The sequence below is a fragment of the Pseudoalteromonas citrea genome (assembly GCF_000238375.3).
Lineage (GTDB): Bacteria > Pseudomonadota > Gammaproteobacteria > Enterobacterales > Alteromonadaceae > Pseudoalteromonas > Pseudoalteromonas citrea.
In genome coordinates, this window is the sequence record NZ_AHBZ03000022.1 from 136,482 (window position 1) to 161,221 (window position 24,740).

A 24,740-nucleotide genomic window follows, 5' to 3' on the forward strand; every position below is an offset into this window, starting at 1 on the left:
CTTTCATTTGTAATAGCCCGCTTTTACTGCATAAAAGCGCCTTGATATTGATCGAAATATCATCATTGGATTGTACGTATGTTTGTTTTCAAAACACTTTCTATTCCAAAACCCTTATCCAAACCTGAGGTTATTTAACTTGCGGGTAAATAATACCAAGCTTACACTGTTTGCTCTTTTGTACAGCACGAGATTTCAATGACACAGTTAAGCATCTTAGTTGGCTCGCAAAACCCAATAAAAATAAATGCTGCAAAGCAGGTTTTTAGCAATTACTTTCCTGATAAAACCATCCATTGCGAAGGACTACATGCACCTTCTTTGGTGCCTGAACAACCGTTAGGGGAAGAACAAACACGACTTGGCGCGCAAAATCGAGTCGAGTATTTAATGCAGCATCACAAAGCCGATTATTACTGTGCAATGGAAGGTGGCGCACACCAATTTAGCTATGGGCCAGCCACATTTGCTTATGTCGTAATAGCAAACTCACAGCACACCAGTGTTAATCGCAGCAGTAACCTACCGCTTCCTCAAGTTATATTCGACGCACTGATCGCAGGAGAGGAGCTTGGGCCTGTGATGGACAAAACCTTCAACACCACCAACATAAAGCAAAAAGGCGGTGCGATTGGTTTGCTTACCAACAACTTAGCAACGCGTGAAAGTACTTACACGCAAGCCTTAACCTTGGCTATGGCGCCTTTCATTCACGTAGAGCTGTTCGACAATCAATAAAGGGTACTATGAAATACACACATATTTTATTTGATGCTGATGAAACCCTGTTTAGCTTTAATGCGTTTGCAGGGTTGCAAGCCATGTTCGCACAATATGGGGTCACATTTACTGCTGAGCACTTTACAGAATATCAGCAGGTCAATGCACCATTATGGCTAGACTATCAGGCAGGTCGAATCGATGCCAAAACATTACAAGTTACCCGCTTTTCATTGTGGGCCAACAAGCTCACTGTACCTGCGGAGCAACTCAATGAAGGGTTTTTAACAGCAATGGCGTCGATTTGCGAACCTTTACCCGGTGCGCGCGCATTATTAACCCAGTTACAGGGTAAAGCCAAGCTCGGGATCATTACCAATGGGTTTGCCGCATTACAGCAGCGTAGATTAGATCACACCGGCCTTACAGCACACTTTGAGCATTTGGTTATCTCTGAATTGGTCGGCATTGCCAAGCCTGATCCCAAGATTTTTCAACACACTTTATCGCTTTTTGGTGAGCCAGATAAATCTAAAGTACTGATGGTTGGAGATACCCCAAGTAGCGACATTTTGGGCGCGAACCAGTTTGGTATTGATAGCTGTTGGTTACAGCACCCAAATCAAACATGCCCAGCTGACATAAAGCCTACTTATAGTGTGCGCTCATTGACTGAATTAGCCCGTTTGCTGGCTGAGGAATAGTTAAGTAACACAAGAAAAAGAAGACGATGAGGTTAGAGTGTTCTCTAACCTCAAGAATAACACTGTCGGTGAGTTATACCGCGTTACGTTGACGCAACACTTCAAACAAACACACCCCAGTTGCCACTGACACGTTCAAACTTGACACCGTGCCAACCATAGGAATTTTCACTAAAATATCGCAATGTTCACGGGTTAAACGGCGCATGCCGTCTCCTTCTGCCCCCATGATGATTGCAATTGGACCCGTTAAGCTGGCATCAAACACATGGGTGTCTGTTTCGCCAGCGGTACCCGCAACCCAAACACCGGCTTCTTTAATATCACGTAAAGTACGCGCAAGGTTAGTGACTTGGATCAAAGGCACCGTTTCTGCAGCACCACAGGCCACTTTACGAGCGGTACCCGTTAATTTTGCCGACTTATCTTTTGGCACAATCACGCCATGCACACCTGCCGCATCAGCACTGCGTAAACAAGCGCCGAGGTTATGCGGATCAGTGACCCCATCTAACACTAAAAAGAAGGGGTTTGCTTCTCTGGCAATGATGTCATCTAAATCACGTTCACTGTAAGTACGTGCCGCTTTTACATTGGCAATAATACCTTGATGTTGCTCACCTTTTGATTTGTTGTCTAACGCTTTACGTTGCATAAACTGCACCGAAATGCCAAATCTACGTGCTTCATTAATGATGGGGTTTAAGCGTTTATCTTCACGCCCTTTTAATGCATAGATCTCTAAAAAGCGCTCAGGCTCTTTGTTTAAAATGGCTTCAATAGAATGAAAACCATAAATTAATTCATTACTCACTGCGTTTATGCTCCAGTGCTTTTACGTTTACGGGCGTTTTTTCCAGGGCGTTTTGCTTTGGCTTTCTTGGCTTTGGGTTTAGCTTTGCCTTTAGTGACTTCAGCACCCGACGACTTAGCTTTTTTCAGCTTACCTTTCGGTGTCGTCTTTTTGCCTTTATTAGGCTTATTAGGCTGCTTACCCTGCTCGTCTTGCTTATCTTTGCCGGGGATTTTACCTGCTTTTAACTGTGAACGCACACTACTTGGTGTATGTTGTTTTGATTGAGTCTGTGGTTTTGCACGTCGACGAGCATATCTATCAGGTACAGCCTCTCCCGCCAATACCAAGTTAACTCGGCGCTCATCTAAGCTAACTGACGCCACTGTCACCGTGAGCTTATCACCCAAACGATACACAGAATGAGAATGCTCACCGATTAAGGTATGTTTCGCCCCATCATATTGATAGTACTCTTGCCCTAAGTTCGAAACATGAATTAAGCCATCAATTTGTAAATCATCTAAGCGAACAAACAGCCCAAAGTTGGTCACCGATGACACAACCCCAGAGAACTCATCACCCACATGATCTTGCATGTATTCACATTTGAGCCAATCAGCTACTTCTCGGGTCGCATCATCAGCACGACGTTCAGTCGTAGAGCATTGCTCACCTAACCTATCGACTTCATCATTCTCATAAACATAGGCACCCGATGTTTGCTGGCCTTGGCTTGCTAATATGCCTTTAATCGCTCGATGAACCACCAAATCAGGGTAACGGCGGATAGGCGACGTAAAGTGCGCATATGCAGACAACGCTAATCCATAATGTCCAATGTTATCAGCCTGATACACTGCTTGCTTCATCGAACGAAGTAACATGGTCTGGATCAATTCTTTTTCTGGGCGATCTCCCAATTGTGCCAGTGCCGCCGTTAATTCTTTTGGCTCAGGGTCGTTAGGCAATAAGCTCTCAATACCCAAGTCGTTTAAAAACTGTCTAAAATGACTGAGTTTTTCTTGATCCGGCTCATCATGAATACGATATAGTGCGGGTGCTTCATGCTTTTCTAATAATTTAGCCGCTGATACATTGGCTAAAATCATACATTCTTCAATCAACTTATGCGCATCGTTACGCACCAAGGGCACGATAGATTCAATTTTACGATGAGCGTTAAACACAAAGCGTGTTTCAACGGTTTCAAACTCGATGGCGCCACGAGTCTGACGTGCCGACTTCAGTGCCATGTACATTTGCTGTAAATCAGTCAAATGCGGCACAATCGCGGCATATTGTTCACGCAGTATTTCATCGCCTTGCAAAATAGCATGCACTTTAGTGTAGGTAAGGCGCGCATGAGAATTCATGATCGCTTCACAAAAACGATAACCAGACAGCTTACCCGCTTCTGATACCGTCATCTCTGCCACCATACACAAGCGATCAACTTCTGGATTCAATGAACACAATCCATTCGACAACACTTTTGGAAGCATCGGGATCACTTGCTCAGGAAAATACACTGAGTTACCACGCTCAATGGCTTCTTTGTCTAACGCACTGCCTTTTGGTACGTAATGAGACACATCGGCAATGGCAACCCATAAGCGCCATCCACCTGATTTTTTGCGTTCGCAATAAACGGCATCATCAAAGTCACGGGCGTCTTCACCATCGATGGTAACTAAAGGCAAGTCGCGTAAATCAACTCGCCCTGTTTTATCTGCTTCTTCAACAAACTCACCATGTTTCGCAACTTGCTCTAACACCGCTTCTGGCCACACATGTGGAATGTCATGATTGCGTAAAGCCACTTCAATTTCCATGCCTGGCGCCATGTGGTCGCCCAGCACTTCAAGTACCTTACCCACCGCGTTCATTTGTCTGCTTGGGCTTTGTGTGATCTCAACCTGCACCATTTGGTTATGGCGGGCACCATTTTCACTGCCTGGTAATATAATGATATCTTGCGTAATGCGCGGATCTTCAGCCACCACAACCGCAGTGCCATGTTCAACAAAATAACGCCCGACGATTGGTGCACGTTCACCTGCGAGTACTTTTATAATGCGCGCTTCGACTTTGCCACCAGAACCGCGGCTTGCCGCTTTGGCTAGAACAATATCGCCGTGCAAAACCATATTCATTTGATGTTTTGCAACAAACCAATCTTTAGGTTCACCTTCAACCACCAAAAATCCAAAGCCATCACGATGCCCAATCACTCGACCTTTGACCAACCCATCATCGGTTGGGATCACATACCGTTTAAACTTATTAAAATGTAATTGACCGTCACGTTCCATAGCACGTAAACGACGTTTAAAGGCAATTTGTCGCTCTGATTCGAAAACATTCAAATCACTACAAAGGTGACTAAAGGTCGCCGCTTTTGCTGACACTTTTTTAATGTGCTCTAGAATAAATTCACGGCTGGGAACTGGATTTTCGTATTTATCTTGCTCTCGGCTAAGGTAAGGATCCTGTTTTGACATTCACTATCTTGTTAATGGAGTTATGTCGTTATTTTAACCCAAAATCGAACAATGAGACAGCCACAGACAATTAAAGTTTTATGTAGCCCAGCAGCATACCAATCTGCACACTGGGCAATAGTGCAGATAGTTTAAAATTTTCCGGTTAAATTTATAAACCAGCCCTTCGAGTCATAATCAAAATCCGTTAAATCATCAGAGAACTCGGTAAAATTATAACCAATACCTACTTTCATATGTTCGCCGACATGGCGATGAATTGCAGCAAGTGCACCGCTACGCTCGTCTTGCGCACGATCGACGGCTAAGTTGCGCCACTCGATGGTTGCATCCCAGTTATGTGCTAAATGATAATCGGCTCTGAGTACATGCAACTGAGCGGTTGAGTCAAACCAAGGTCCTGCGTCGCGCCCTAATCGCACCTCTCCGGTGCGCTGCGCAAACTTAGCACCTACTCGCCATCGTGAGGTCAATCGGTAATTCACATCAACTGACCATACCGTACTACGTTGCTGTGGGGTATTATCTAGGCCAATTCCATTGAGTTGCTGTGCCGGTGCTAAATCTTCTAAATAAGTCACACTCGCCATCGCAGACCAAGGGCTTACTTCTACAGGACGATAAGCAAACCCTAACTGAAACTCCGTAAAGTCACTGTTTAAGCCGCTATTTTCAGTTTCAACATTACTCTCACTTATTGCCGTATCAAAGCGTAACTGCGCTCGCCAATCAGGTGACAACTTAGCGGTAAAATTATGGCGCATCAGCCAGTTAGTGCGCTGCTCATCATCGGTGCTATCTTGGCGATACTCTAAAGCACCTGACCAGCGCAGACCTTGGTGTAAATAGCCTAACCCTAAAGTCACACTATCTCGCGCTAATTGACCCTGTTCAAACAAGTCGATGTCGCCATTTTCAAAGCCCACCTGCACTTGCCAACGTTCATTAATACTATGATCTACCCCATAAGCATGTGTAATACCCGTTTGACGATCATCTTTTTGGAATTGTTGCTCACCATACACACTGGTTGAATCACTAAAGCGATGGCGAGCGCCGGTTACCCATTGACGCTGTTGACGAGAATTGAATAAATCATCTCCGTCTGGGTCTAATTGATAATTGAGATACACATTTCCTAACGCGCTATAAGCATAATCAACGCCAGCAACAGCCGCAAAGCCTTGCTTTCCTTGAGATGTTTCGCCTTTGAGCGTGATCGCATCAGAAACCTGAACCTCCCCACCAAAACCAACTCGATCATTGGCTTGACGCGTCGCTTCTTTATCGAGTGTACCTTGTACAAACCCATACGCTAACCAGTCTGTTTTTGGATTATATTTCAGTTGTAAAGCTACATCAGTGCGCTGACCTTCATCTGTTTGCCCTACCGAAATTGCATTTTCAGATGATACAGCATGGAGTTGCTCACGCTTATCCATACGGATCCCTGCGCTCACTTGCCATTGCTCAGTCAATTCATGTGCAATGTCCAGCTCAGCCGCTTGGCGGTGATACCGCGCTTTAACCTTATTCTCGTCAGCTTTTAGTTTAACCTGCGTATCAGCTGTTGCTTGCCAGCTTAATAAAACCCCTGCGGTTTGCGCTTCATCGGCATTTACTTGGCCAAGCCCCGCGAAGCCTTGTTGTAACTTTTGCCAATACACATTAACCTTGCCATCATTATTTAACCCCAATTCGTGCCATGTAGAGGCAGCTTCAACGCGCACCCCTTGAGCTTTTGTGGGGGTTTCTGCTGATTGTATATTGTCAAAACTAAAGCCACCATTGAAAGTACTTAACGCACTCGCAATACCTTGTGTTTCCGCCGCTTCAACTTTCACATAACTGTGTTCACTGTGCCGATAAATCGCATCTAAGCCAAATAAGTTATCATCATACTCATCAAGCTTTTGCTGACGCGCAGTTGCACCAATTTGCACTTTGTCGTTTAACCACTGACTAACACGGCCACCATAGGTCAAATTGTTTAGCTGCGAAAATCCTGCGCTGTATTCATAATTAGCAATTAGATAAGTAGGGTTGTTATCTAAGCTTGCAGCACGGACTAATAAGTCATCAAATTCAAATGATGACAAAGGTTTGGTGAGTAATATACGCCCTTGCAAAGCATCAATATCATAATCTTGGCCTGCAACCAATGCCCGACGCACTAACACTAAACCCGAGGTTTTATCGCGTACTTCAACCGCAACTTGCTCAGAGCCAATAACAATATCTTGATGTTGGAGATAATAAAGCGAACCTCCGGTGGCACGATGCGTTTCATAGGCAGGTAGGGTTTCAGCTTCCGCGACAAATAACTCTGCACCAGCGGCATGTTCACCAAATTGTGTTACATCATCGCTGACATACTTAGCTTGCAACCCGTATAAGCCACGCTCAACTCGGCTTAACTCTGTATCGCTTATTTGCGTATTAAAGTTACCCCATAAAACCTGATTATCATCTTTGGCAATTTTTAAATACAGCTTACCATTACTTGGCGCATCATCTCGTGTGGTTGAGTCATCACCAAATTCGCTCGGGTGGGCTTGTTCTTCCAAACGCCTAAATAAGCTTTTTGGATCTTTTTGGTGAATGTTCGAAAATAGCTCGTTAAGGGGCGCTTCACGGGTATCGATTCTTGCTGTGACTTGGTACTCGTCCTGCCACTTTCCTGTGATGTAACCTGCCAAACGGCCCTCAGCAAATAACTCTCCATCTTTATGTTGAGTTTTATTGAGCAAATCAACCGGCCCATTATGGCTATTTTGCCCAATCGTTAAATCAGCCATCGCCACATAAAACCAATCGCTTTTTGGTAACGCTAAATCTCGATGGATCAAGCTACCGTTACCATCATCATCTAGTACGGCAACCTCCGCACGATGAAAGCCGGAACGAACAATTTGCTGATGGACAAATTTACGCTCGCGGGTGATAGCCACCACGCGACCTAAAAAGAACACATGATGCTGCTCCGGCACTTGCTCGCCATATAATGTTAGCGTGCCTCCCGCTACTTTGATATTTTGCTTTTCTAACTGGGACTTGCCGTAGCTTGTCAGTAAGTACCCAGTTACTTTCTCTGGCTCTACCGCAAATTTCGGCCGAAAGTCGGCGCTATTAAGTATTGTTTCATCAAAACGGCCGCTATTGTCATACACTCTCAGTCGATACGATAAGCTCATGCCTAGCAGGTTACTAGGTAATCGCCACTTTCCTTCTAAATTATCATTCAATGATACTTTACTAAGTACTTGCTGGTCATCCGGCGCCATAACCAAGACTTCTGCATACTTGATGAAGCTGCTGTAGTTACTGTAACCCTTTAAATGCATCATCAACGTATTGCCCGATTGGGATAATGCGTGTTGAATACTGAGCTTTGGTAGTGCTTCAAGTGGGTCGTATTTCAATTGCAGCTGCATTTTTTTAAGCGCCACATCTGCACAGCGCTGTTGATCAGCATTATTGGCGCTATCACCAGACGCAAACGGTTGCCCATCCAGTGTAATCGCCATTGCAGGTTGTGGTAACAACGCGTTGTCACAGATTAGCTGTCGTTGTGGCCCAGCTTGTATCACTGTTTTGGTTGTGGTTTTTTCTTCAACATACACAGCGACTACTTCAACGCGGCGATTTCGCGCCATACCCGCTAAGGTGGCGTTACTGGCAATAGGTTCGCGATTAGAGCGCCCAACAGTGGTAGTCGCATCACTTTTTAGTCCTAATTGCTGGCGGAAGTAGCCAGCCACAATATCCGCTCGATGCTCTGACAGGCCCTGATTGGTTTTATAAATTTTCTTCGCATTCGGGCTGAGCCGTTGGCTGTCCGCATGGCCAATGAAGTGTAATTTTAATTGTTTTTTACCGCGAAGCTGGCCAATAATAAAGTCCATTTCTTGTTTTGTTGAACCGGTTAGAAAGTGCTTTCCTGACACAAAACGAATGGCAGAATCTTTCACATAATTGGCTTCTTTGGCGACTTGCTCTGTCTTTGTTTGCTCTACCTCTTTGTCACTGACCGGCGCTAGCGCGTGCAGCACAAAGTGTTTTTGTACTAATTGCTGTTCAGTATTGCTGCCGATGCCAGTACTTCGCACCATGTTATGCTCTAAGCTCGCGGCCGAAGCGACACCGCTCATGTTACAACTCAGTACTGCGATTACTGAAACAGATACAGGGTTTAAAGCACGCAACTTAATCATAACCTTCCCCCCATTTTTGCGCTCTGGTGCTGCGAAAATACCGATTCAACTATTTCTTCTTCCACAGTCAAGGTGTGATCCTTATTGCTGTCTTGCCATTGCTCAACAAGCCATTCTTTTAGCTGCGTGACGCGCTGTTGTGCTACTTCATAACCTTCATTATTGGCATCACGGTATGCCAGTCTTATCACCACATCTGTTGATGCAACGGCATCCAGTAGTTCATTTAACTGCGCCCGATAGTTTGCTTTAATCTGTCCATTTTCAAATGCTTCATCACTTAATTGAATACGTGCCACACGATGAATGCTGGCAGCAAAATTAGCTTCCACATTTTTACCTCGCGTAAGACGCACCACTCGAGGGTTTTCTGTCGTCACCCGATACCCAGACGGTAAGCTGCGTGTATCAACCTTAATGATAAAATTGCTGCCTCGACTTTGATGTGGCACATCGGCACACGCAAGGTGATAACGACCATATTGATCTGTGGTGATCCAAAGCCCTTGTGCAGTGGCTAATTTAACTGCTGGTAAGCCGGGTTCTTGGGGATCATGAATGCCATTGCGGTTCATATCGTCAAATACTTGTCCGGTCAAATCACTACAATCCATGATTGAGTCAGGGATCACACGCACTGTTGCACTGGCGATATTTGAAATGCGCTTGGTATTTAGACCATTAAATTGACCGCCACTAAACTCAGCCCATGCTTGGTTGACAAACTTGCCTTCACTCACGCCTGCACCAACCACAACCAGTAAATCAATCAGCACACTTTGCTGGGGTAACAAAGTACGTGCATTCCAACGTAACTGACGACCGATTTGTTGTGGTTCAAATACCTGCCCATCAATACGGGCACTCCCTGCTACGTATTTAAACCCAGCTGGTAATTGATCAATAAAATCAACAGGATTGATACTTATTTCAGCACGGTTATGTATAGCTATTTGATACGGGATAAGCTCACCTATCACCACATCTTGTTTCAGTGCTTTTTTACTGACTTGCACCATACTTTCATCATAGGGATCTAATGGAATATGGTTATTTACCACATTACCTGATGGCAGTTTTGGCTGAATGAAAAAGCGGGTGTAGTACTGGGTTGAATCCATTGCGGCATAAATACCTTGTGAATCGCTAGGGCATGCCAAAGGATCATGTTTTACCGCCGCTAATGTCGGCGCCGTATTTACTCTATGTACCGTCACAGGTAATTCATGGGCACCGACTTTCAGCTGCGCATCACATACCGGTAACTGTTTTGACAGGCCGCTATAATAACCACTCGGTGAAGTTACCTCTAAGCGGTATTCTCCAGCTGGCGCTTGTGCAAATAATAAGAATTGATAAAAACCATCATCTCCAGTGGTTTGCTCAACATTCGGCTGCCCACCCACCAGGTGTAAATCAGGATCAAACCCAACTGGGCCTGTGATCTCAATTTTGGCACCTTGTATTGGCTCTCGTGAATTGACATCGTAAATCACCCCTGATGGGTCAACTGGCAGTGATTGCTCTGGCACATGCTCTCCGGCGCTGAGCACAATATTTAAAATCGTGCCTTTGTCTGTATTGGTGTCTGGATCTCCAGATACCGGAATACCGTAAATCACACCGCCTTGTGGATGACGAAAACGTACTTCGTATACGCCAACCGGTAAACCTTCAAATTGGTATTTGCCATTTTGATCTGACTCAACCACAGCCAAAGGTTCAGAGTCTAGCTCATTGGCCTCACCATTTAATTGATCTGGTAATAACTCAACTAACCAACCAGCTTGACCATTACCGTCATCATCAGAACGGTTGTGGTTATTATCTTGCCACACGGCACCACTGATCGCAGCAGGATCCATTAACTGCTCGCCAAAATTATACGATGTAGCATCGGTAATATGACGCTCAATGATGATTTCACTGATTTGGTCGTCACCAATTCTAGGCGCAACCACCCCCCCAATACTGCCAGCGGCTTCTTTACCATCTTGGGTATTGTCAGGTTGCGTTTCTGTCAACTCAAAGCCATTTTGATCTGACAAGGGTAAATTACGGATCTGATAACGACCATAACGATCTGTGGTTGTGGTACGTGACACACTCTGATTGTTTAAATCAATACCGGAAATATGAATCGCTACATCGCTTAAACCAATTTCTGAACGCTGTTGCTCGCCATCATCATTCAAATCAACATAAACCGTGCCGCCAATATGACTGCCACGCTCAGCAAAGTTATACCCAATGCCATGCTCTCCCAGCCCCAGAGTTATATTTAAAAAACCATCATTTTGCACATCGCCGCCAAGAGAACCCAATTGCTCTTTCCCATCCAGCCAAGCTGTTGGATGTGTTTGAATTACCTGATAAACACCTGGGCGTAAATAATCAAACAGGAACACCCCTTGATCATCACTGGTCGTGACTATTTCTACCGCTTCATTATCCGTTGTTACTCCTGACAGTGTCAGGGTAACACCACTAATCCCGATAGTTTCAGTGTCATCAAGCAGGCCATTTTCATCACTGTCTACCCAAACGGTGCCGCCAATTGACGCCTTAGGTAATTCAGCAAAATCGAAATACGCATAGTTTTTTGTGCCTAACAACTGAGGTGTGGTGATAATATCTTGGCCTTTAGAGTTGGCGACCAATTGTGCCATCGCCATTTCTTGGCCATCCACGTACTGCTCAGGTTGCTGCTGTTCAATCACATACCCTTGTGCTGAGCTCGGGGCTAAATCAGTAAATTGGTACTCACCTAATTCATTAGTTAGCGTGTCATGCTTAACCGCTTCGCCACGATAATCATTCCCTGATAGCGTGATCAATACCTCACTAATGGCAAGCGCTTGATATTCATTTTTACTTAATAGTGCAGGTAGTTTGGCATCATCATCCATATCAACGAATACCCTACCTTGCAGTTCAATAGCGTAGCGTTCCGTAAAGTGATTATTAACTAAGTCACTTCCTGGCCAAACTTGGTTAAGCGAAATTACGTCCGTTTGATCACTGTCGGCAATACGCTGACCGCCTAAAGCATCAAAGTTATCAGCGTAATTATTGGGCTGAACTTGACTCAGTTGGTAGCCTTGTTCATTACTTGGTGGTAACTCAGTGAATTGATAAAAGCCGCTTGCATTGGTTTGCACTGATAATTCAATGGCTTCGCTATTGATACTGATACCACGTAACGTTATAGCGACGTTCGAAATACTGCGCTCCTCTGAGCTAAATAACAAATTATCGTCAGTATCGACAAACACTGAGCCACTAACTTTTGACAACGCTAATTCAGCAAACACCAAGCTATCAACATCTTGCGAGGAGTCGAGTACAATATTAAACACATCATTTTCACCAGTTTGAATTTGCCCTGCGAGAGACTCTCGACCATCATACCAGCCAGTAGGCTGTAGCTGCTGAATTTGATAGCCTCGCGTATCACTTGCAGGTAAGCGCTCAAACTTAAACTCGCCATTTTCATCGCTGGTCAAGTTGCGGCTCACACTCTGCCCATAACGTGATGTACCCGTCAGCTTAATCTCAACATTAGCAATGCCAAGTTCACTGCCTTGTTGTAAACCATCATGATTAACATCACTTATCACCACACCGCTGATACTTGAGTTAGCTTGCTCTAATTCAGTAAATAAGTAGCCGCTTTGCTGAGCACTTTGTGCAACAATAATATTGCTAATTTGATCATTCTCAACAGTTATTGCGCCTTGTTTATAATCAAGGCCATCCAAATAGTCCGTGGGCTGAGATTGGAGCAAACGATACCCTGTTGGGTTCGAAGCATATAACTGCTCAAACTTAAACTCACCATTACTGTTGGTTACGGCCGTTGCTTGTACTGCACGGTCAAACACATCAGCGCCTTGCAGAGTCACTGTTACATTCTCTAAACCACTGTCTGAAGTGTCAAATTGGCCATTTTGTTGTTGGTCAACAAATACGCGCCCAGTTATTACCGCATCATTTACGGGTGCTAACTCCGTAAACTCTGCCGTTAATATATTACTGCCCGTTACACGCAACTGAGTAATAATATCGGTCTTGTCACTGTTGCTTACTAAGCTGTCTTTTACATAGTCTTTACCATCAAAGTGATATGCAGGTTGTACTTGGGTAAGTGTATAACCCTGGGCATCAGACGCATAAAGTTGTGCAAATGACGTTCTACCTTGACTATCTGTCAGCGCACTGAGATTTACATTTTCACCCAGTATATTCTTACCCGATAAAGATACTTCTGTATTCGCCAAAACTGAATCTATCGTATCCAACTGACCATTTTGATTTTGATCTGCAAACACAATGACATTGATAGAGCTATCGTTAGCAGGTAATTGCTCGGTTAAATCAACACGCGTCGTACTTGAGGTGGCAACACTGACTGTAACGACATCGTCAGGGTTGGTTTGTTTGGTATTATTAAGGTAGTCTGCGCCATCAACATATATCTCTGACTGCGTATGAGTAAGGCGATACCCCGCACTATTCGCAGCATATAGCTGTGTAAACTCAAACTGACCCTGACTGTCTGATGTCGTGCTATGTGCAACTTCATTATCAAATAAGTCTTTACCTGCCAATTTAATTACATTACCAGCTAGCGCTTTATCACTGCTATTAAGTTGACCGTCTTGCGCTACGTCGACAAAAATAGTGCCTGTAATTTTGGCATCATTAGCGGGTAATTGCTCAGTAAAATCTAACCGTATATGCGCTGAAGTCGCCAATGCCATATTATCAACGACATCACTTTTTTGGCTATTAATAATCGCTTTAGCAGCTAAGTAATCAATACCATCATTGTATAAAGAGGGGTGAACCTGCCTTACTGTATATCCTTGGCTATTCGAGGCAAATAAGTTATCAAATACGTAATTACCCTGCTGATCGGTAGTGGTTTTTAAATTCACCTCACGACCTAGAATATCTTGGCCTGAAAGGAGCAGTTCAACGCCAGAAATATGTCTATCTTGAGACTGCTCAGTCCCATCTTGCGCGACATCAACATAAACTCGGCCACTGATCTTTGCCTCATTCTTAGGGTGCTTTTCAGTAAATAAAACCGCGCCTTTCGCTAACGCCACCTGATGTAATTTAATTCCATCTTGCTCTTTAACCACAGAGCCTGACAAGTAATCTAGCCCATCTAAATACACATCGACCTTTCCTTGCGACAGCCAATAACCGTCAGGCGAGGGCTGGCGTAGTCCTGTAAATACAAACTCACCATTAGTATTTGACGTTGTACTTACTTTAACATCAAAGCCAAATTCATCTTTTCCTGATAACTCGAACGAAATATTTGCCAAGCCTTTATCGTCGTTACCAAATACTCGATCTTGATTAACATCTAAAATCACTCGACCTTCAAGCTGCAAACTCCCAGCATTTGCTTGCTCGGTAAAGATCATTTTACTTGGTTTACCAATCTTGATGATCTTAACGACGTTTTTACCCGCATAGGTATTCTTTATGCCATCAAGGTAATCTTGGCCATCTTCATAACTGGGTGTATCGCCACGCGTCACCACATATCCATCTACATTCGGTTGGCGCAGTGCATCAAATTTGAATGCACCATTACTATCAGTAATGGTACTCAATGACACTGCATTACCAAATTCATCTTTACCGATTAACGTTATTGCGAGATTGGGGATCGCAAGATCTTTAAACTCTTTAACACCATTTTGATTGCCATCGACAAACACAGCGCCTTCAAGACGGGCTTCGCCAGCATTAGGTAGCTCGGTAAAGATCACCTTGCTTGGTTTACCCACGGTGCTGATCTTCACCGCGTTCTTACCCGCATGGGTATTCTTTACGCCATCAAGATAATCTTGACCATCTTTATAACTGGGTGTATCGCCACGCGTCACCACATACCCGTCTGCATCGGGTTGGCGCAGTGCATCAAATTTGAATGCACCATTACTGTCAGTATTGGTATTCAATGAGACGCTATTGCCAAATTCATCTTTACCGGTCAACGTTATTGCGAGATTAGGGATCGCAAGATCTTTAGGCTCTTTAACACCATTTTGATTGCCATCGACAAACACAGAACCTTCAATACGGGCTTCGCCAGCATTAGGTAGCTCGGTAAAGATCACCTTGCTTGGTTTACCCACTGTGGCTACCTTGACTGCGTTTTTCCCCGCATAGGTGTTCTTTATACCATCAAGATAATCTTGGCCGTCTTCATAGCTTGGTGTATCACCGCGCGTCACCACATACCCATTTGCATCGGGTTGGCGCAGTGCGTCAAATTTGAATGCACCATTAATGTCGGTATTGATGCTTAATGATACGCCATTGCCAAATTCATCTTTACCTGTTAGCGAGACTACAAGGTTGGAGATCGCCAGATCTTGACTTTCTTTGATGCCATTTTGATTGCCATCAACAAATATTGCCCCTTCAACACGGGCTTCGCCCACATCTGCCAATTCAGTAAAGATCACCTTGCTTGGTTTGCCCACGGTGCTGATCTTCACCGCATTTTTACCCGCATGGGTATTCTTTATGCCATCAAGATAATCTTGGCCGTCTTCATAGCTTGGTGTATCGCCGCGCGTCACCACATACCCATTTGCATCGGGTTGGCGCAGTGCGTCAAATTTGAATGCACCATTATTGTCGGTATTGGTGCTTAATGATACGCCATTGCCAAATTCATCTTTACCTGTTAGCGAGACTACAAGATTGGTGATCGCCAGATCTTGACTTTCTTTGATGCCATTTTGATTGCCATCAACAAATATTGCCCCTTCAACACGGGCTTCACCCACATCTGCCAGTTCCGTAAAGATCACCTTGCTTGGTTTACCCACCGTGCTGATCTTCACCGCGTTTTTACCCGCATAAATATTCTTTATGCCATCAAGATAATCTTGGCCATCTTCATAGCTTGGTGTATCACCACGCGTTACCACATACCCGTCTGCATCGGGTTGGCGCAGAGCGTCAAATTTGAATGCACCATTACTGTCGGTATTGGTGCTTAATGATACGCCATTGCCAAATTCATCTTTACCTGTTAGCGAGACTACAAGGTTGGAGATCGCCAGATCTTGACTTTCTTTGATGCCATTTTGATTGCCATCAACAAATATAGCCCCTTCAACACGGGCTTCGCCCACATCTGCCAATTCAGTAAAGATCACCTTGCTTGGTTTGCCCATTGTGGTGATCTTCACCGCATTTTTACCCGCATAGATATTCTTTATACTATCAAGGTAATCTTGGCCGTCTTCATAGCTTGGTGTATCGCCGCGCGTCACCACATACCCATCTGCATCGGGTTGGCGCAGTGCATCAAATTTAAATGCACCGTTACTGTCTGTGTTAGTGGACAGCGACACACTGTTACCGAACTTATCGTTACCCGTCAGCGTAACAGCGAGGTTTGTGATCGCCAGATCTTGACTTTCTTTGATACCATTTTGATTGCCATCGACAAACACAGCGCCTTCAATACGGGCTTCGCCAGCATTAGGTAGCTCGGTAAAGATCACCTTGCTTGGTTTACCCACGGTGGCTACCTTGACTACATTTTTCCCTGCGAACGTATTCTTCACACTATCAAGATAATCTTGGCCATCTTTATAACTGGGCGTATCACCACGCGTCACCACATACCCGCCTGCACTCGGTTGACGCAGTGCATCAAATTTAAATGCACCACTACTGTCGGTATTGGTGCTTAATGATACTGCATTACCAAATTCATCTTGACCGGTCAGTGTGACTGTAAGATTGGTGATCGCCAGATCTTGACTTTCCTTGATGCCATTTTGATTGCCATCAACAAATATTGTCCCTTCAACACGAGCTTCACCCACACTAGCCAATTCAGTAAAGATCACCTTGCTTGGTTTACCCACTGTGCTGATCTTCACAGCGTTTTTACCCGCATAGGTGTTCTTTATACCATCAAGGTAATCTTGGCCGTCTTCATAGCTTGGTGTATCACCGCGCGTCACCACATACCCGTCTGCATCGGGTTGGCGCAGTGCGTCAAATTTGAATGCACCATTACTGTCGGTGTTAGTGGTCAGTGACACGCTGTTACCGAATTTATCGTTACCCGTTAGCGTGACTGCTAAGTTCGGGATCGCCAGATCTTGACTTTCCTTGATGCCATTTTGATTGCCATCAACAAATATTGCCCCTTCAACACGGGCTTCGCCCACATCTGCCAATTCCGTAAAGATCACCTTGCTTGGTTTGCCCACTGTGGTGATCTTCACCGCATTTTTACCCGCATGGGTATTCTTTATGCCATCAAGATAATCTTGGCCGTCTTCATAGCTTGGTGTATCTCCGCGCGTCACCACATACCCATCTGCATCGGGTTGGCGCAGAGCGTCAAATTTGAATGCACCATTAATGTCGGTATTGGTGCTTAATGATACGCCATTGCCAAATTCATCTTTACCTGTTAGCGAGACTACAAGGTTGGAGACCGCCAGATCTTGACTTTCTTTGATGCCATTTTGATTGCCATCAACAAATATTGCCCCTTCAACACGGGCTTCGCCCACATCTGCCAGTTCAGTAAAGATCACCTTGCTTGGTTTACCCACTGTGGTGATCTTCACCGCATTTTTACCCGCATAGGTATTCTTTATGCCATCAAGGTAATCTTGGCCATCTTTATAACTGGGCGTATCACCGCGCGTCACCACATACCCGCCTGCATCGGGTTGGCGCAGTGCATCAAATTTAAATGCACCATTACTGTCAGTGTTAGTGGTCAATGACACGCTGTTACCGAACTTATCTTTACCCGTTAGTGTTATTGCGAGATTAGGGATCGCAAGATCTTTAAGCTCTTTAAGACCATTTTGATTGCCATCGACAAACACAGCGCCTTCAATACGGGCTTCGCCAGCATTAGGCAACTCGGTAAATATCACCTTGCTTGGTTTGCCCACGGTGGCTACCTTGACTACATTTTTCCCTGCGAACGTATTTTTCACACTATCAAGGTAATCTTGGCCATCTTTATAACTGGGCGTATCACCACGCGTCACCACATACCCGCCTGCATTCGGTTGGCGCAATGCATCAAATTTAAATGCACCATTACTGTCAGTGTTAGTGGTCAATGACACGCTGTTACCGAACTTATCGTTACCCGTTAGCGTAACAGCGAGGTTTGTGATCGCCAGATCTTGACTTTCTTTGATGCCATTTTGATTGCCATCAACAAATATTGTCCCTTCAACACGAGCTTCACCCACACCGGCTAATTCAGTAAAGATCACCTTGCTTGGTTTACCCACCGTGCTGAGCTTCACAGCGTTCTTACCTGCATAGGTGTTCTTTACACCATCAAGGTAATCTTGGCCATCGTCATAACTTGGCGTGTCTGCGCGAGTAACAATATAGCCATTCGCATCGGGTTGATGCAGTGCGTCAAATTTAAATGCACCATTACTGTCTGTGTTAGTGGTCAGTGACACGCTGTTACCGAACTTATCGTTACCCGTTAGCGTAACAGCGAGGTTTGTGATCGCCAGATCTTGACTTTCTTTGATACCATTTTGATTGCCATCAACAAATACCAGGCCTTCAACTTGAGCGTCGCCAGTATTGGGCAGCTCGGTAAAGATCACCTTGCTTGGTTTACCCACCGTGCTGATCTTCACCGCGTTTTTACCTGCGTATGTATTCTTTACGCCATCAAGGTAATCTTGGCCATCGTCATAGCTTGGCGTGTCTGCGCGAGTAACAATATAGCCATTCGTATCAGGTTGGGTCAGTGCATCAAATTTGAATGCACCATTGCTGTCTGTGTTGGTGGTCAGTGACACCCTGTTACCGAATTTATCGTTACCCGTTAGCGTGACTGCTAAGTTCGGGATCACCAGATCTTGACTTTCCTTGATGCCATTTTGATTGCCATCAACAAACACAGAGCCTTCAACCTGGGTGTCGCCAGTACTGGGCAACTCGGTAAAGAGCACCTTGCTTGGTTTACCCACCGTGCTGATCTTCACGGCGTTCTTACCTGCGTATGTATTCTTTACGCCATCAAGGTAATCTTGGCCATCGTCATAGCTTGGCGTGTCTGCGCGAGTAACAATATAGCCATTCGTATCCGGTTGGGTCAGTGCATCAAATTTGAATGCACCATTACTGTCTGTGTTAGTGGTCAGTGACACACTGTTACCGAATTTATCGTTACCCGTTAGCGTGACTGCTAAGTTCGGGATCGCCAGATCTTGACTTTCCTTGATGCCATTTTGATTGCCATCAACAAACACAGAGCCTTCAATACGGGCTTCGCCAGCATTAGGTAGTTCGGTAAAGATCACCTTGCTTGGTTTACCCACTGTGCTGATCTTGATTGCATTCTTACCTGCATAGGTATTCTTTACGCCATCAAGGTAATCTTGGCCATCGTCATAGCTTAGCGTGTCTGCGCGAGTAACAATATAGCCATTCGTATCCGGTTGGGTCAGTGCATCAAATTTGAATGCACCATTACTGTCTGTGTTAGTGGTCAGTGACACACTGTTACCGAATTTATCGTTACCCGTTAGCGTGACTGTTAAGTTCGGGATCGCCAGATCTTGACTTTCCTTGATGCCATTTTGATTGCCATCAACAAATATCAGGCCTTCAACCTGAGCGTCGCCAGTATTGGGCAGCTCGGTAAAGATCACCTTGCTTGGTTTACCCACCGTGCTGATCTTGATTGCATTTTTACCTGCGTATGTATTCTTTACGCCATCAAGGTAATCTTGGCCATCGTCATAGCTTGGCGTGTCTGCGCGAGTAACAAGATAGCCATTCGCATCGGGTTGGTGCAGTGCATCAAATTTGAATGCACCATTGCTGTCTGTGTTGGTGGTCAGTGACACACTTTTACCGAATTTATCGTTACCCGTCAGCGTAACAACGTGGCTTGTGATTGCCAGATCTTGACTTTCCTTGATGCCATTTTGATTGCCATCAACAAATACTAACCCTTCAATACTTGCATCACCTGCAAGCGACGTTTCAGCGAACAAATTCCCAGACGATGATTGATTTGCAGTGAGTATGATGTTGCTGATCACATCAGTTTTGTTGCTTCCAGATATAACGTTATTATTGCGACTATCAAACCCATCTTGGTAACCCGTCAATTGGTTCTGATTGCTCTGTTTTAATTGATAAGTACCCGCTGACAAATCTTCAAACACAAACTCACCGCTGGTTCCGGTATTTTTTAACAGCGGGCCAATGCTTTTACCTGTACTATCGGTACCTCTCAATTCGATAGTGATACCTGAAATACCTGAGTCTGCCGCAGCTTGCAGTACGCCATCATTATTTGTATCGAAAAAGACCTGCCCAGAAATATTGCCTTTACTCAATGGAATTGACAGATCATCTTGGTTATTAGCCGAATTAACATCAAACCCTTTAGTTTCTATCCAGGCATCATTATATAAATTGTTACCAGCTGGCACTGACTTGAGCCGAACGGGAATGGTTGCTGTTAACGTTTGTCCTTTTGCGATTGTATCGACTGTACATCTCACTCGGGTTTTTGCTATTGATTCACCCGATTTAATCGCTTGGTCAGTAACACAGCGCCCACCAGCAATTGAGGGGGTGCCAGCCAATTCAAGATCATGACTTAAATAATCATAAATGATATTGTCTGCCGCATCACCGGGTCCCGCGTTGCCCACATCTAAGTAATAATTAAAAACACTACCCACAGCGACTTTACTGAGAGAAGCCCGTTTAATTAACGATAAATCGACTGCAACTCGAATAGAAGTTTGCTCAGCCTCACTATTATTTGCAGTGATTGGGTCATTTTCATTAGAGAAAATACGCGCTGTGGTCGCACTCACTTCACCGGTTGTTTTTGGCCGCGATAACACTTTAAAATACAGATATCGCGTATAAATATTATCCTCAGAGCCATATCTATTTTCGCGTAATTCAAACTCAGCCAAATCATTCCCTGAGTTTTCAGGTCCTTTACAGGTAATAGTGTGTGCAGAGGAGATCACGGTATTGATGCTATTACATCGCGCTTGTGCCGCAGTACACCCCGTTTTTGCACTTCCATCACATAAAAACTGAAGCTGTTTATCTGCACCTGATGGTGTCATTGTAAAGTCGTACCCTACACCACTGGCAACCGATAAATCGCCGGTATTATCAAACAAATATTCAAGATCAACTTTATAAACCAACACATTATCTAAATAGCTCGGAAAGGCACGGGGAACCGGGTACCATGCCACAGGATCCGTAACATCATTGTTTTCAATTTTTAAGTTGGCATTTCGTACATTGACCTGCAATGAGCTTACTTTTGTGTTGTTATCTATATTAATATCGTTATCAATATTGGCCGCTGTAATGTTAGATGTACTGGCCAATATCCAGCTTTTTCTGTCGTGGTAACTTTTTGGTCGCAGTTTAATCGTGACAGTTTGAACTTCATTTCCAGTCAAAGTGCCTACAGGGCAACTCAGTACATTACTGGCATTAAAGGTACATATATTCGCTTGTCCTGCCCGTGAGAACACACTACTTATAAATTGAAACGTTCTCCCAGATGGCGGCGTAAAGGTATGCTTTAGCACCACGTCAGTTGCTGTAGTGGCACTCATATTTGACACTTCAAGTGTTAATAGAGCCTCGTCGCCACTTAAAATAGGTGCAGTTGCGTAAGAAGCGAGGGTAACACCAACATCAAACTTCGGTACAACCGATACAGATGCATTGCTTTTATTATTACTGGTATCCGTATCAACATGAGTGGAAGAACTGACTTCAACTATATTGTTTAAATTGTCATTTACGGTAACAAAAGGTCGGCTCACATGCATGGTTAAAATTAACTTATCGCCGACTTTAAACTGTTGGCTACTACCGAGCCGACAAGTTATGGTGCTTACGGTATCTTGGTACTGACCCGCATCACTCCTTGCACAACTAAATGTTGCGCCAAGCTGGCTACTTACGCTCGCTGCAAATCGAATACCGGTTTCAACGTTGCCCTTTTTTGCCTTAAATGTACCCGCAAAAGTATCTTTAATTAATAACGCACTGAGCCCATCACCGGTTATGGTTTCACCACTGACATTCTCAACCACGATTTGATAACTTAACTCATTTTGCACCGCTGATAATTGACTAAGATTGGCTGCTTTAATGACTTTCAAGTCAGCAGATTCCGTAGAGAGAATAGACACTTCACCTGCAACTTGGCCAGGGAAACCACTCTTATCTTCAGCAGTAATATGGCTTGTTAACTGGCCTTTAGCTTCAGCCTTGGTGGTAATTGTAAGCAAGGAGGCTTCTTGTGCTTGATTAATCTGAATCCCCTGCCAAGCCCCTGTATCCATTTTTTTATATTCACATGTAATACGTTTTCCAGAGGCCGTACAGTGCCAATTTACTCCATTGCTGCCTGTTGAAACGAAAGATTCTTTATCCTCTAACGTAATATCAACCGTTAAGATCCCTTGCGTCAATATAGGAGTTTCATTAACCACCTTGATTTCTGTATTTATATTCTGCCCAACCCTAACTAACCCACTCTCGACGCCTGTAACAGCTTCAACTTTTTTTAAGATCAGTTTTAAAGGAGCCTTGTCTAGAGGGTTAACCGACAATTCGTCCCACCCGCCATACGTTACGGTTAAGTCAGTAGTTAATGAACTATGTTTCACTAAGGCAGTATTTTCTGGCCTTGCTACTACAAAAGGTGAACGGGTTCTAATAATGACCGTAATATAAGCATCAGCGCTAATATCACCCGTACATTCAACATCAATAGAGTCTTTTAAAGAGCAAGACCATACATCGCTATTATTACTGGTTTGCACAGTGGCCGACTCAGCCGTATAGCCATTAATTAACGTATCGAAAACCTTAACGCCAGTGGCCTTTGCACCACCTAAATTGGTTACTTTGATTTTAAAGTCAAACCACTTTCCCATGTGGTTTTTATTATTCCACTGCAAACTACTTGACTTTGTAACGGACAGAACCGGTTGTGCATCAATGGTACTAAACGTAGCAGATGCCGCAACCGACTCATTACTACTGTCGTTTGAATCAAAAACAATATTGGCACGATTAGTAACACTGGCATTAGAGACCGACGCCTTTACTTTGGCTACGATTGTGGCACTTATACTATTACTAGCCGCTAACTGCGCAGTGTTTGGCGTACACACAACCTGATTACCTGCAACTTGGTAACTACACATAAAATCCGTTGAAGAATAACTGACAAAATCGACACTATCAGGCAACGCGTCAGTCAATGTTTTTACCGTCAAAGTTTGTGCTGAAGCATTGCGTGCAGTTAATACAAAAGTGAGGGTATCATTAGCATAATATTCTGATTTTGCAGAACTAATAGACTTAGTCAAAGTCATCTTCGCAACATTACTTTTAGTTACTTTTATTTGTGTACTGGCGGTATTATTCGCTTGATTGCGGTCAGTTAAATTTGCCGATATCAACGCATTATTTGTGTACGTTGCCTCGGTGTTTGGTGCTTTGGCGGTAACTTTGAGCGTATCGCTCACCCATGAGGAAGCCGCCGTTCTATCACATGTGACTTTAGGTTGAGCCCCAGCCATATTAACCGAGCAACTCCAACCACTGGCTTGCGCCACTGCCACATCCGTTATTCCAGCGGCGAGTGTTAAAACAAATCGCGCAGAAGAAACTGCGTTTGGTCCATTATTCTTCGCCACAACCTGGTATTGGTGCGCTTCATTTGGCGTTAATGAAAGAGGCCCCCAGTAAGAAGGTGTGCCATTGCTTTTTAACGCTTTAAGTTCTACTGCCACATCAGCGTGTTCTTTAACTTGATTACTTACACTGGCTTGATTATCCGCGCTATTAATTTCTGCCGTTGCACTGCTGACACTGGATGTCGCTGTTACCGTACCACTGCCTAGTTGAGATAACTTTGCTTTGATCACCAACGATTGTGATGCACTCACTGCAAGCTTGCTTAAGCTACAAGTTAAAGTTTGTGAACCGCTACATGACCAACCATTACTATTGCTCACCGATGGTTCAACCCAAGTAGCATAACTGGGTAGCACATGCTTTAAGGCAACGTTAGTTGCCTCATCAGGACCATTATTAGTGATGTTTAGGGTGTAGGTATAGGTTTCATTAATATAAACTTGTTGAGGCTCTGAGCGTAACGACACAATTTTTAAATCAGTACCCGCCACAATAGAGGTGTTTTGCGTTTCAGCATTATTTTGTAATTTACTCGCGTCTTCATTAGACGCCGAAACAGAGACTTCTGAAGCAATGGTTTCTGCTGTGTCTTTACTGGTCTTTATCGTAAATTGCACACGTTTTCGCTTATCAAGTACATCAGTGCCGTCAATACGTGTCCATTCGCACTCTAAACGATTTTGACCTGCATTAAACTCACAGACAGCGTTGTCACTTGAAACAAATGAGGTAGTTGCAGGGATAGGGAAAACCAATTGCACGTTATTAGCAACATCTTGTTCAACATTCTCAAAGTCAACTTGATAACGTATTTGTGATCCACGCGGTACCTTTGTATCGAGATCAATAAATGTCGATATTTGCAAATCAACAGCCAATACTTGAATGCTGACAAGCATGAGCCAAAGTGCACAAAACAATCTCTTCAAGTGAACTACCCCTAGATACTACATATTTTAAACACATTTGTGTGTTTCAATTTAAAGTACGAAAAACGGCGTAGATTTTATTGATTTCAGGTACTGTAATCCAGTGTAAT

At 44.2% G+C, this 24,740-nt stretch carries 6 protein-coding genes; 2 read left to right on the forward strand and 4 right to left on the reverse strand.

The annotated features are described in order from the left end of the window. Window positions 1-198 precede the first annotated feature (198 nt). On the forward strand, window positions 199-738 hold the full coding sequence (gene yjjX / locus PCIT_RS15150; RefSeq protein WP_010366602.1) for an inosine/xanthosine triphosphatase: 540 nt from the start codon (window positions 199-201) through the stop codon (window positions 736-738). An 8-nt stretch (window positions 739-746) separates the two neighbouring features. Then, window positions 747-1,424, forward strand: coding sequence for a pyrimidine 5'-nucleotidase (yjjG, locus tag PCIT_RS15155; protein ID WP_010366604.1), 678 nt, complete (start codon window positions 747-749; stop codon window positions 1,422-1,424). Window positions 1,425-1,497: 73 nt separating this feature from the next. Here the strand turns inward: yjjG and rlmB are convergent, their stop codons facing one another. The 4 genes from rlmB to PCIT_RS15175 form a co-directional block, all read right to left on the reverse strand. Beyond that, window positions 1,498-2,238 (reverse strand): 23S rRNA (guanosine(2251)-2'-O)-methyltransferase RlmB, encoded by a 741-nt coding sequence (rlmB, locus tag PCIT_RS15160; RefSeq protein WP_010366606.1) that lies wholly within the window; start codon window positions 2,236-2,238, stop codon window positions 1,498-1,500. Window positions 2,239-2,243: 5 nt separating this feature from the next. Then, on the reverse strand, window positions 2,244-4,721 hold the full coding sequence (gene rnr, locus PCIT_RS15165; protein WP_010366608.1) for a ribonuclease R: 2,478 nt from the start codon (window positions 4,719-4,721) through the stop codon (window positions 2,244-2,246). Window positions 4,722-4,852: 131 nt separating this feature from the next. Beyond that, window positions 4,853-8,935: an OmpA family protein gene (locus PCIT_RS15170; RefSeq protein ID WP_010366610.1), complete on the reverse strand. Its 4,083-nt coding sequence runs from the start codon at window positions 8,933-8,935 to the stop codon at window positions 4,853-4,855. Continuing rightward, complete coding sequence (locus PCIT_RS15175) at window positions 8,932-24,630, reverse strand: SdrD B-like domain-containing protein (RefSeq protein WP_192992811.1); 15,699 nt, start codon at window positions 24,628-24,630, stop codon at window positions 8,932-8,934. Before PCIT_RS15175 ends, PCIT_RS15170 begins: the two co-directional genes overlap by 4 nt. Window positions 24,631-24,740 lie beyond the last annotated feature (110 nt).